Origin of the sequence: Microbacterium sp. CCH5-D1 (assembly GCF_001557335.1) — a bacterium.
Taxonomy (GTDB): domain Bacteria; phylum Actinomycetota; class Actinomycetes; order Actinomycetales; family Microbacteriaceae; genus Microbacterium; species Microbacterium oxydans.
In genome coordinates this window covers 1-11,917 of sequence record NZ_LSJW01000224.1, presented here as the reverse complement: position 1 = coordinate 11,917, position 11,917 = coordinate 1, and the positions used below count along the sequence as shown (strand labels likewise).

General features: G+C 66.3%; 10 protein-coding genes. 6 read left to right on the top strand and 4 right to left on the bottom strand.

Annotation, left to right across the window (positions count from 1 at the left end):
• Positions 1-1,328, top strand: a 1,328-nt coding sequence (locus AX744_RS13310) for a carboxylesterase/lipase family protein (protein WP_061017382.1), incomplete at its 5' end; no start/stop codon positions are given.
• Between the two features lie 15 nt (positions 1,329-1,343).
• Here the strand turns inward: AX744_RS13310 and hemW are convergent.
• The 4 genes from hemW to lepA all read right to left on the bottom strand — a co-directional run bounded on the left by hemW (position 1,344) and on the right by lepA (position 5,627).
• Complete coding sequence (gene hemW, locus AX744_RS13305) at positions 1,344-2,561, bottom strand: radical SAM family heme chaperone HemW (RefSeq protein WP_061017380.1); 1,218 nt, start codon at positions 2,559-2,561, stop codon at positions 1,344-1,346.
• The gene (locus tag AX744_RS13300) at positions 2,561-3,214 is read right to left on the bottom strand and encodes a DUF1990 family protein (protein WP_046749203.1); all 654 of its coding nucleotides are present in this window, start codon (positions 3,212-3,214) and stop codon (positions 2,561-2,563) included. The genes hemW and AX744_RS13300 overlap by 1 nt, the downstream gene beginning before the upstream one ends.
• 67 nt (positions 3,215-3,281) lie before the next feature.
• Positions 3,282-3,743 carry a DUF1990 family protein gene (locus AX744_RS13295; protein WP_058631386.1) on the bottom strand — a complete coding sequence of 154 codons (462 nt, stop codon included), beginning with the start codon at positions 3,741-3,743 and terminating at the stop codon, positions 3,282-3,284.
• A gap of 30 nt (positions 3,744-3,773) precedes the next feature.
• On the bottom strand, positions 3,774-5,627 hold the full coding sequence (lepA, locus tag AX744_RS13290) for a translation elongation factor 4 (RefSeq protein WP_058631387.1): 1,854 nt from the start codon (positions 5,625-5,627) through the stop codon (positions 3,774-3,776).
• 241 nt (positions 5,628-5,868) lie between these two features.
• Here lepA and AX744_RS13285 point away from each other — a divergent pair, with 241 nt between their 5' ends.
• The 5 genes from AX744_RS13285 to AX744_RS13265 form a co-directional block, all read left to right on the top strand.
• A complete protein-coding gene (locus tag AX744_RS13285; protein WP_058631388.1) occupies positions 5,869-6,852 on the top strand; it encodes an ABC transporter permease in 984 nt (327 codons plus the stop codon).
• 2 nt (positions 6,853-6,854) lie between these two features.
• Positions 6,855-7,784, top strand: a complete 930-nt coding sequence (locus AX744_RS13280; RefSeq protein ID WP_058631389.1) for an ABC transporter permease — start codon at positions 6,855-6,857, stop codon at positions 7,782-7,784.
• Positions 7,781-9,709 carry an ABC transporter ATP-binding protein gene (locus AX744_RS13275; RefSeq protein ID WP_058631390.1) on the top strand — a complete coding sequence of 643 codons (1,929 nt, stop codon included), beginning with the start codon at positions 7,781-7,783 and terminating at the stop codon, positions 9,707-9,709. The genes AX744_RS13280 and AX744_RS13275 overlap by 4 nt, the downstream gene beginning before the upstream one ends.
• A gap of 115 nt (positions 9,710-9,824) precedes the next feature.
• Positions 9,825-11,534: an ABC transporter family substrate-binding protein gene (locus AX744_RS13270; protein ID WP_058631391.1), complete on the top strand. Its 1,710-nt coding sequence runs from the start codon at positions 9,825-9,827 to the stop codon at positions 11,532-11,534.
• Between the two features lie 75 nt (positions 11,535-11,609).
• A partial coding sequence (locus AX744_RS13265) for an alpha/beta hydrolase (protein WP_157543612.1) occupies positions 11,610-11,917 on the top strand: 308 nt, incomplete at its 3' end.

The window sequence follows — 11,917 nt, the reverse complement described above, 5'->3', positions numbered from 1 at the left end:
CCATGGCGCCGTTCGGCGAGCACAGGTTCCGCGAGCCGCAGCCTGTCGCGACCTGGGACGGCGTGCGCGACGCACTGGAGTTCGGCCCCACTCCGCCTCAGGTTCCGTATGCGGGCGCCATCGGCGAGCTGCTCGGCTCGGTGCGGATCGACGGAGACGACATCCTCACGGCGAACGTCTGGGCTCCGTCCGGCGCCTCCGGCGCCCCCGTGCTGCTCTGGATCCACGGCGGCGCGCTCGAACGCGGCACCGCCGCTCTTCCGCTCTATGACGGCGCGGTCTTCGCGCAGGCGGGAATCGTCTTCGTGTCGATCAACTACCGACTCGGCTCGGAGGGGTTCTCCGTCTTGGAGGGCGCCCCACGGAACCTCGGCCTGCGCGATGCGGCTGCGGCCCTCGAGTGGGTGCACCGTGAGGTCGCCGCTCTCGGCGGCGACCCGACACGGATAACGGCGATGGGCGAGTCCGCCGGTGGAGCCATCGTCGCCGGACTCCTCGCTCGGGCGGACTCCCGCGCACTCATCAGTCGCGCCATCATCGAGTCCGGACCACTCCAGGCGCAGACTCCGAAGAAGGCCGGACGTGTGACGGCTCGACTCGCGAAGCGACTCGGAGTACGAGCCGACCGCGTCTCTTTCGCCGCTCTGATGCCCGAGAAGCTGTTGGACGCACGGAAAGCTCAATCCGCCGGATCGTCTCCCCTCGGCGGGGCTCCGGCGTTCCAGTTGGCGATCGACCCCGAGAGCCTTCCCCGGTCACCGCATGAGGTGCTTCGCGAGATCGACACGCCGCTACTCATCGGGAGCAACACCGACGAGTATCGGCTCTGGTTCCCACCGGAGGTGCTGGCAGGCATCGGAGAGTTCAAGCTGCAAGCCGCGCGACTGCTCTCCCGCGTCCCTCGACGTGCGGTGGCGGCCTATCGATCCGCGTTCCCCGACGCCGGCGCTGGAGAGATCCTGGGGCAGCTCGTCACGGACGTGATGCTGCGTGCTCCGTTGAGCCGGGTGGCAGCCGCGCGTCCGGAGAAGACGCACGTCTACGAGTTCGCCTGGCCGAGTCCCGTCCGCGATCTCCGCGCGGCACACGCGCTCGAGCTCGGGTTCGTGTTCGATCGCCTCGATGACGAGGAAGCCGCCCGTCTGGCAGGTCCCGACGCTCCGCGTGATCTCGCCGCCGAGATGAACGCGTCGTGGGTCGGGTTCGTGACGTCGGGCGATCCTGGCTGGCCGGCCTACGGTGACGATCGCCTCACGCGGGTGTTCGACGCCAGGAGCACGACGGTGCCCCAGAGGCGTGCGGCGGCGATGGATCTGCTCCCCGGGTGACGGACGCTTCAGCCTTCAGTCGGTCAGTTCGCGGACGACGGCATCGGCGAGCAGGCGACCGCGTAGCGTCAGCTGCACGCGCCCTTGAAGCGCTGCGAGTGGTTCGACGAGACCGTCGGCGATGAGTCCGGCGACCCTGCTCCTGTTCGCCCTCGGGACGTCGTCGATCGCGATCCCCTCGCGGATGCGGCTGAGCAGCAGGATCCGCTCGAGCGTGCGCGAGTCGTCGTCCGGACGCTCCGTGCCTGCTGCCGGCGACTCGGATGCGGCAAGGCGCTGGGCGTACGCCGCGGGGTGCTTCACGTTCCACCAGCGCAGACCGGCCACGTGGCTGTGCGCTCCGGGACCGAAGCCCCACCAGTCGTTCCCCCGCCAATACGCGAGGTTGTGTCGGGAGCGACGATCGGGCGTGCGCGCCCAGTTGCTCACCTCGTACCAGTCGAAGCCGCCGGCAGCGAGTCGGCCGTCGGCGAGCTCGTACATGTCGGCCTGGAGATCGTCGTCGGGGGTCGGCACCTCCCCGCGGCGGATCTGACGCGCGAGCTTGGTTCCGTCTTCGATGATGAGCGCGTAGGCCGAGATGTGGTCCGGCTCCAGCGCGAGTGCGGCATCGAGCGACGCCTGCCAGTCGGCGAGGGACTCCCCCGGTGCGCCGTAGATCAGGTCCACGCTCACGGCAAGGCCCGCATCCTTCGCGGCGGCGACGGCCGTGCGCACGTTCTCCGGGCGGTGCGTGCGATCGAGGGCGGCGAGCACGTGGGGAACGGCAGACTGCATGCCGACCGACATCCTCGTGACTCCTGCTCGTGCCAAGGTGTGCGCCACATCGAGCGTCACCGTGTCGGGGTTCGCCTCGACCGTGACCTCCGCGCCCGCTGCCAGGCCGAACGCATCTGTCGCCGCTCCGAGCATGCGTGCGAGGTCGCCGGCGGGGAGAAGCGTGGGAGTACCGCCGCCGAAGAACACGGTGTCCATCGGCCGCAGCGCTCCCGCGTCATCCAGCACTCGACGAGCGAGGGCGATCTCCGCGATCAACGTCGACGCGTAGTCCTCCTGCTTCGCCCCGCGCAGCTCGGTCGAGGTGTACGTGTTGAAGTCGCAGTAGCCGCAGCGCACGGTGCAGAACGGGATGTGCAGGTAGGCGGAGAACGGCACATGCTCATCGATCCGAAGATCTGCGGGCAAGCGTCCGTCCGCCGGGGCGGGGTCTCCGAGAGGAAGTGGTCCCGCCATCAGACGGGAGTCGCGTACAGCGGGGAGATCGCCCGAAGATAGCGCGCGAAGAGCTCGCGGCGGCGACGCTTCACGAGAGCGGGGATCGTGCGGTAGAGCAGGCCGTTCGGCGCGTCGAAGGCGCGCACGGTGAACCACACCTCGTCGTTGTCTTCACGCCAGTCAACGTCGAACGACTCTTCTCCGCTGACCACCGATCCGCCGACGGTTCCGAGGACGAACCCGACACGACGGGTCTCCTCCGTGACGGAGATCACGCGGAGCTCGGAGTCGGCGCGCATGCCCGCGACGCGCCCGCGGAGGTGCAGGGTCATCCCCGCGCCGACGAACGGCATGCCCTCCGCGTCGTAGCGCTGCTCGACGTCGCGCTTGCTCGGAGCGATCGGGTTGCCCTCGGCGTCGAAGCTCACGCCCGCATAGGCAGGTCCCGGTGCGGGGCGCACGTCTTCGACCGTCAGGCCGGCAGCGCGCTGTGCCGTCCACGACAGAAGCGCTTCGCCGGCGGTCTGGAAGCGTTCGATCCCGCTGCCGATCCGCCAGGATTCCTCCGCCGGGATGCTGCGCTCCGGCGGGTACTGCATCAGATCCGGAGCATGGGTCGCACCCACGGCCGCATAGTCCACCGTGTCGTCTCGGAAAGTCCCGCGCCGCATGACTTCCACCCTACTTCGGGTTACCTGAGCGAACACCCCCACGCGCCGCGGAGCGTCACATCGTGGCTCAGCGCGAGACCGACGACGCCCCCGCCTCATCCTGAACGATGCGGACATACCGGTCGTGCGTGGCTCGCTGCAGCAGCAGGAGCGCCGGCGCCAGCAATCGCCAGAACCACGTCGAAGGACGCGAGACCGATCGCGCGACGAAAACGCCGTGCTCGTCGATCAGGAACGACTCCTCGCCGTAGATCGGATGCCCAGGACGGGTTTCGTAGCCGAAGCCGTTCTCATCCGCCCATACGACCCGTACGGGCTCCACGAATCGAATACCGAGCAGACGCTTCGCGAGCACGCCCTCGACGCCTGCGGCAGGCGCACCGACAGGGACTTCGAATCCCGCACGGCGCTTGAAATCCCACGAGCTCACCAGCGCGGCGACCGCAGTTCGCGCGGCAGGGCCGACGACCGTTGAACGCTCGGAGAGGCGCATCCCCTTCGGCACCGCGCGGATCGGGCCGCGCGTCATCCCCCGCTCATACGCCGGGAACGGCACCGGTTACTTCTTTTCCTTGCCTTCGACATCGCCGGAGAGCGCAGCGATGAACGCCTCCTGCGGCACCTCGACACGGCCCACCATCTTCATGCGCTTCTTGCCCTCCTTCTGCTTCTCGAGGAGCTTGCGCTTGCGGGTGATGTCACCGCCGTAGCACTTGGCCAGCACGTCCTTGCGGATCGCGCGGATCGTCTCGCGGGCGATGATGCGTGCGCCGATCGCGGCCTGGATCGGCACCTCGAACTGCTGGCGAGGGATGAGCTTGCGCAGCCGCTCCGCCATCATCGTGCCGTAGGCGTAGGCCTTGTCGCGGTGCACGATCGAACTGAAGGCATCGACCTTCTCCCCCTGCAGGAGGATGTCGACCTTCACCAGGTCGGCTTCCTGCTGCCCTGAGGGCTCGTAGTCGAGCGACGCATACCCCTGGGTCTTCGACTTCAGCTGATCGAAGAAGTCGAAGACGATCTCGCCGAGCGGCATGTTGTAGCGCAGCTCGACGCGCTCCTCGGAGAAGTACTCCATGCCGAGCAACGTGCCTCGACGCGACTGGCACAGCTCCATGACGGTGCCGACGTAGTCCTTGGGCAACAGGATGGCCGCCTTGACCATGGGCTCCGACACCGAGCCGATGCGCCCATCGGGGTACTCGCTCGGGTTCGTGACGGTGACGGTCTCGCCGGTGTCGCTCGTGAGCACCTCGTAGATCACGCTGGGCGCCGTGGTGATGAGATCGAGTCCGAACTCCCGCGCAAGACGCTCGGTCACGATCTCCAGGTGCAGGAGTCCGAGGAAGCCGCAGCGGAATCCGAACCCGAGGGCGACCGAGGTCTCCGGCTCGTACTGCAGGGAGGCATCGGAGAGCTTCAGCTTGTCCAGGGCCTCGCGGAGCTCCGCATAGTCGCTGCCGTCGATCGGGTAGATGCCCGAGAACACCATCGGTTTCGGGTCGGTGTATCCGGGGAGCGCTTCGGATGCGGGCTTGCGGGCGTTCGTGATCGTGTCGCCGACCTTGGAGAGACGGACGTCCTTCACGCCGGTGATGAGGTAGCCGACCTCACCGACCCCGAGCCCCTTGGTGGGAGTCGGTTCCGGGCTGGACACGCCGACCTCGAGAGCCTCGTGGTTCGCGCCTGTCGACATCATCTGGATGCGCTCGCGGGGCGACAGGCTGCCGTCGATCATGCGGACGTACGTGACGACGCCGCGGTACGCGTCATAGACCGAGTCGAAGATCATGGCGCGGGCCGGAGCATCCGCGTCACCCCTCGGCGCCGGGATCTCCTGGACGAGCCTGTCGAGCAGGTCCTCCACGCCGGCGCCGGTCTTACCGGAGACCCGCAGCACATCCTCCGGCTTCCCGCCGATGAGGGAGGCCAGCTCCTTCGCGTACTTCTCCGGGTCGGCCGCCGGGAGGTCGATCTTGTTCAGCACCGGGATGATGTGGAGATCGTTCTCGAGCGCGAGGTACAGGTTGGCGAGGGTCTGCGCTTCGATGCCCTGTGCGGCGTCGACGAGCAGGATGGCTCCCTCGCAGGCGGCGAGGGACCGGGACACCTCGTACGTGAAGTCGACGTGACCCGGGGTGTCGATCATGTTCAACGCGACGGTCTGCCCATCCAGCTCCCAGGGCATCCTGACCGCCTGGCTCTTGATGGTGATGCCGCGCTCACGCTCGATGTCCATACGGTCGAGGTACTGCGCGCGCATGTCGCGATCCGAGACGACGCCCGTGATCTGGAGCATGCGGTCGGCGAGCGTCGACTTGCCGTGGTCGATGTGGGCGATGATGCAGAAATTACGGATCTGCGCAGCCGGCGTCGCAGCAGGCTGAAGAGGAGTGAGAGCGCGTGGGGACATGTCCACTCGATTGTACGGTCAGGCGAGGCTAATCCCCGATTCGGCCATACCGGTGATAGTCTCCCGAAGTTGCCAGGGAAAATCCGTGACACCGGATCCCGCAAGCGATAAGACTCCGTCATACACCCCGTGATGGTCGTCGCGTCGCAGAGTTCGGTGGATGGCGATTGTGTATCCAACTGACTCAGCGTTGCGTCGGCAGATCCCGAGCGCGCCTGTAGAAGAGAAAGACTTACCCCCCTTGATCAAGTACCTCTTGCGCCGAGCACTCGGCTGGCTGCTCATGATCGTGGTCGCCACGAACCTCACGTTCTTCCTGGCGTGGGGCTTCCTCGATCCGCGCAGCAACTATGTCGGGCGCCGACCTCCGCTCACCCCGGAGCAGATCGACAACGTCCTGATCCCACGCAACCTCAGCGACAGCGTTCCGCTCATGGAGCGCTGGTGGAACTGGTTCAGCAGCATCCTGTTCCGGTGGGACTGGGGCCTGAGCCCCACGGGCCAGTCGGTCAACGAACAGGTGTCTTACCGCATGTGGGTCAGCGCCGAACTCGTGCTCGGTGCGACGATCATCGCCGCGCTGCTCGGTATCTGGCTCGGTGTCTACACGGCCTCACGGCAGTACAAGCTCGCCGACCGCATCGGGCAGGCGACATCGATCATCACGATGAACCTGAACATCATCGTGGCCGGTCTCGGCGTGGTCCTCCTCGCGATCTCGCTCAACGAGTGGACCGGGGTGCGGATCTTCTACGTCACCGGTTCATCGAGTCCCGGCGTGACCGGATTCTTCCCCGTCATCATCGACACCCTGCAGCACCTGACACTTCCCACGATCGCGCTCGTGATCGTCGGCTACGCCCAGTACCACTTCCTGCAGCGGTCGCTCCTGCTCGACAACATCAACGCCGACTACGTGCGCACCGCCCGCGCCAAGGGCCTCACGAAGGCGCAAGCCGTCCGAAAGCACGCGCTTCGCACCTCGCTCATCCCGGTCGCGACACAGGTCGCCTTCACGATCCCCACGATCTTCACCGGCGCGATCCTGACCGAGCAGATCTTCGCCTGGCAGGGCATGGGCCGGTACTTCCTCGACACCATCAACCAGAACGACATCAACGGCGTGGTGGCCGTCGCCGCCTTCGGCGCCGTGCTGACCGCGATCGGCGCAGTGCTCGCCGACATCGTCGTCGTCGTCCTCGACCCGCGAGTGAGGGTGAGCTGACCATGACCGCCGAAATGATCGATCCTCTCGTCGAGCCGCCAGCGGCCCCGCCGACCGCGGACCGCGCCACGGGGAAGTCGCTGTCCAAGTGGACGCTCTACACGCGACGCTTCATGCGCAACAAGGCCGCTGTGGGCGGTGTGGTCGTGCTCATCGTGCTGGTCCTCTTCTCGACACTGGGGCCTCTCCTGTCTCCGTACGCCGTCGACAGCATGGACTTCCTGGCGCTGAGCCAGCCGCCGTCCGCTGCGCACTGGTTCGGCACCAACGGCGCCGGCAACGACACATACACGCAGACGGCCGTGGGACTGCAGCGATCGCTCATGATCGCCATCACCGTGTCCGTCGGCACGACGGTGCTCTCCGCACTCGTGGGAACGGCGGCCGCCTACTTCGGTGGCTGGTTCGAGCGGTTCGCTCTGCTGTTCATCCACTTCATGATGGTGGTCCCCACCTTCCTGCTGCTGTCGATCATCTCGAACGACTCCGGTGGCGTGTGGTGGGTCATCGCGCTCGTGATGATCTTCGTCGGTTGGTTCTTCCCCGCCCGCATCATCTGGACCATGACGCTCTCGCTGCGTGAGCGCGAGTACGTGCAGGCGGCGCGCTACATGGGCGTGCGTGGCCTGCGCATCGTGACGCGTCACCTGATCCCGAACATAGGCTCGCTGCTGGTGATCAACTTCACCCTGGGCATCGTCGCCGCAGTGACGACCGAGACGGGCCTTTCGTTCATCGGGTTCGGCGTCAAGATCCCCGACGTCTCGCTCGGCTCCCTGATCGGCGAGGGAAGCACGACGATCACCAGCTCACCCTGGCTGTTCTACTTCCCCGCTCTGATCCTCACGTTGCTCACCGTCTCGATGGCGCTCATCGCCGACGGACTGCGCGACGCTCTCGATCCCACTTCGGCTGCAGGAGGCCGCGCATGAGCCCTGTACTCTCCGTCCGCGACCTCACGGTCAGCTTCGCCTCCGAGGCCGGCAGGGTCGACGCTGTCCGCGGCGTCTCGTTCGACCTCGAAGCCGGAAAGACCCTCGGGATCGTCGGCGAGTCGGGTTCTGGCAAGTCCGTCACCTCCCTCGCCGTGATGGGACTGCTCGACGAGAACGCCAAGGTCTCAGGGTCCATCGTGTTCGACGGTCAGGAACTCCTGGGAAAGACGGACTCGCAGCTCTCGGCCATCCGCGGCAACGGCATCGCCATGGTCTTCCAAGACCCGCTCACCTCGCTCACCCCCGTGTACACGATCGGCGCGCAGCTCATCGAAGCGCTGACGGTGCATCGCAGCCTCAGCATCAAGGAGGCGACAGCGCGTTCGATCGAGCTCCTGAAGCTCGTCGGCATCACCGAGCCCGAGAAGCGGATGAAGTCCTTCCCGCACGAGTTCTCCGGGGGCATGCGTCAGCGTGTCGTCATCGCCATCGCGATGGCCAACAACCCGAAGCTGATCATCGCCGACGAACCCACCACGGCTCTCGACGTCACGATCCAGGCGCAGATCCTCGACCTGATCGAGAAGGCCCAGGCCGAGACCGGCGCCGCTGTCATGATGATCACCCACGACATGGGCGTCGTCGCCCGCACCGCAGACGACGTGATGGTCATGTACGCAGGCAAGCCCGTCGAACAGGCTCCGGTGCGCGAGCTCTTCCATCAGACGCGCATGCCCTATTCGATCGGCCTCCTCGGCGCGATCCCCCGCGTGGACAAGGCCGAGAAGGAGCCGCTCACTCCGATCAAGGGCAACCCGCCGCTGCTGATCAACCTCCCGGATGCGTGCCCGTTCGCCGACCGCTGCCCCATCGTGATGGACGCCTGCCGCACGCGTGAGCCCGAGCTGCTGCCTGTGCTCACCGGCGGCGGCGAGGAGCACCGCGCCGCGTGCATCCGCGCGAACGAGATCACCGATGGCGGCCTCCTCGGCGGCCTGCCGGTGTATCCGGTGCGCGAAGCGCCGGAGAGCGCGCTGACCCGCCTGCCCCGCGAGGAGCGACCCATCACGCTCGAGGTGAAGAACCTCACCAAGACCTTCCCCCTGCTCAAGGGCGCGTTCCTGAAGCGCAAGGTCGGCGAGGTGCACGCGATCAAGGGCATCAGCTTCGACGTGCGCGAAGGTGAGACCCTGGCCATCGTCGGCGAGTCCGGTTCCGGCAAGACGACGACACTGCTGCAGATCATGGACATGGTGAAGCAGACCGATGGCGACATCATCATCGCCGGAACGAGCGTCAACGACATCCACAGTCACAAGGTGGAGCGCGCGCTGCGTCGCGACATCCAGATCGTGTTCCAGGACCCGATGGGAGCGCTCGATCCCCGCATGACGGTTGCGGACATCATCTCGGAGCCGCTGTCAGCGATCGGCACGTCGAAGGTCGAGGCTCATCGACGGGTCAAGGAGCTGATGGATCTCGTCGGCCTTAACCCCGCACACAGCGACAGGTTCCCGCAGGCCTTCTCCGGCGGCCAGCGCCAGCGCATCGGCATCGCCAGGGCTCTTTCCACCAACCCGAAGATCCTCGTGCTCGACGAGCCGGTCTCCGCGCTCGACGTGTCCATCCAGGCCGGCGTGATCAACCTCCTTGACGACCTCAAGGTCGAACTCGGCATCTCGTATCTGTTCGTCGCGCACGATCTGTCCGTGGTCCGGCACATCGCCGACCGCGTCGCAGTCATGTACCTCGGCGACTTCGTCGAGCACGGCGACGTCGACGACGTCTTCGACAACCCCCAGCACCCGTATACGAAGGCGCTGCTGTCGGCGATCCCGGTTCCGGACCCCGATATCGAGCGCACGCGCGAGCGGATCGTGTTCGACCCGGCGACGGCGACGTCCCGCGCCGTCCCGTCCTGATCGGCCACGGTCACCGTCCGGTAACGGTTAGTCCGGATTCACTTGCCGCAGGCGCATTCGTGCACCCGGCGAACTATTCTCCCCTTATGACACGCCGCAAGGCGAAAGGAGCACCATGAAGCAGTACAAGCTGATGGGAGCGCTGGCACTCACCGGCGCTTTCGCACTCGCACTCAGCGGGTGCGCTGCCGGCAACACCGGCAGTGGCGACAAGAACGACGAGGGCGACGCCGCCGGGGTCGAGATGTCCAACTACAACCCGCAGCCGCGCGAGAACCTCAAGGAGGGCGGCGAGGTCAACTTCGCGCTCACCGAGATCCCCGCCCAGTTGAACGCCTTCAACAGCGATGCGAGCGCCAACACCACGCGCGTGGCCGCCTGGTACATGCCGCAGATCATCCTCATGAAGCCGGATGGCACGCAGTACAAGAACGACAACTACCTCTCCGAGTGGAAGAACGAGGTCAAGGACGGCAAGACCGTGCTGACCTTCACGTTCACCGACGAGGCGCACTGGAACGACGGCACCGACATGGACTGGACTGCCATCGACGCCACGTGGAAGGCCAACCGCTCGTACGACGAGGGCTTCAACCCCAACGCGACCGACGGCTACAAGGAGATCGAGTCCGTCGAGCAGGGCGACACCGCGAAGACTGCGATCGTCACGTTCAAGGGCGAGTTCGCCTGGCCGCAGATGCCGTTCAACGGCGGCGTCATCCACCCGGCCCTCGCCGACCCGACCGCGTTCAACGAGGCGATGAACGAGAACCCGCACCCTGAGTGGGGCGCAGGTCCGTACACGGTCGACGAGTACGACGCCACCAAGGGCTACATCTCGTTCAAGCCGAACCCCGAGTGGTGGGGCGACGCTCCGCTGCTCGACAAGGTCACGATGACGGGCATGGACTACCCCGCCGGCGTCAACGCCTTCAAGAACGGCGAGGTCGACATGACCGAGACCGGATCGCAGGAGCTCATCGATCAGGTGAAGGACGTCGATGGAGCCGTGATCTACCGCGCTCAGCAGACGGCCAACACCATCCTCCAGGTCGACTCGACCAAGCCGCAGTTCGAGGACGTCAAGGTCCGCGAGGCGTTCTTCAAGGCCATCAACATCGACCAGCAGAAGCAGATCGCCTGGAACGGCCTGGGCTACAAGGAGGACCCGGCCGGTTCGCTGACGCTGTTCTCGTTCCAGCCCGGCTACTCCGACTCCATGAAGGAGGCCGGTTGGAAGTTCGACGTCGAGGGCGCCAAGAAGCTCCTTGACGAGGCAGGCTGGGAGGAGGGCTCCGACGGCATCCGCGAAAAGGACGGCGTGAAGCTCTCCGTCGTCTACCCGATCTGGAGCGACTCCGCGACGCAGAAGGCTCTCGCGCAGTCGCTGCAGGCTCAGGAGAAGGCGGTCGGCATCGACGTCAAGGTCGAGGTTCGTCCTTCGAGCCAGTTCTCCGACGACTACACGTCGAAGAACTGGGACGTCTCGGGGCTCCGCTTCACGTCCTCCGACGCCTTCGGTGCTGCCTGGTTCTGCCAGCTGTACTGCTCGGACTCGGGTCTCAACCTGTCGGGTGTCGGTGACGCTGAGCTGGACGCCGAGATCAAGGACAAGGTCGAGTCGCAGAGCGACCCCGAGGCACAGACCGCTGCCGCGATGAAGCTCGAGCCCGAGATCTACAAGCGCTGGGGCCTCATCCCGCTGTACAACGGACCGCAGATCTACACGGTCCGCGAGGGTCTCGCCAACCTGACGCCTGAGCCCTACCTGGGTCTGGATCTGTTCGGCATCAGCCCGGTCGAGAACGTCGGCTGGGAGAAGTAACACCCTCTGACACGAATCGTGTCGAAGCGGGGCCGGTGGTTCATCCACCGGCCCCGCTTTCCTTATGCTGAACCCGTGAGCGCACAGATCGTCTTCGTGCACGGCATCCGCACCTCGGCCACGATGTGGCGATCGCAGGCCGTCTATCTCGAGGAGCGGGGACACGCCTTCACCGCCGTCGACCTTCCCGGCCACGGATCACGGATGCAAGAGGATTTCACGCTGCACGAGGCGCTGCACACGATCGACGTCGCAGTGCGCGCGGCCGCTGACAAAGGACCCGTCGTCCTCGTCGGCCATTCCATGGGCGGACTGCTCTCGCTCGCCTACGCCGGCGGTGCCGAGGCTCCGCCGATCGCTGCCCTGGTCGCCGCCGCCTGCAC

Bases quoted from the DNA above. Each gene is read 5' to 3' on its own strand.
- AX744_RS13275 (WP_058631390.1), top strand. From the start codon at position 7,781: ATGAGCCCTGTACTCTCCGTCCGCGACCTCACGGTCAGCTTCGCCTCC.
- AX744_RS13270 (WP_058631391.1), top strand. From the start codon at position 9,825: ATGAAGCAGTACAAGCTGATGGGAGCGCTGGCACTCACCGGCGCTTTC.
- AX744_RS13300 (WP_046749203.1), bottom strand. From the start codon at position 3,214: ATGCGGCGCGGGACTTTCCGAGACGACACGGTGGACTATGCGGCCGTG.
- AX744_RS13295 (WP_058631386.1), bottom strand. From the start codon at position 3,743: ATGACGCGCGGCCCGATCCGCGCGGTGCCGAAGGGGATGCGCCTCTCC.
- hemW (WP_061017380.1), bottom strand. From the start codon at position 2,561: ATGGCGGGACCACTTCCTCTCGGAGACCCCGCCCCGGCGGACGGACGC.
- lepA (WP_058631387.1), bottom strand. From the start codon at position 5,627: ATGTCCCCACGCGCTCTCACTCCTCTTCAGCCTGCTGCGACGCCGGCT.
- AX744_RS13280 (WP_058631389.1), top strand. From the start codon at position 6,855: ATGACCGCCGAAATGATCGATCCTCTCGTCGAGCCGCCAGCGGCCCCG.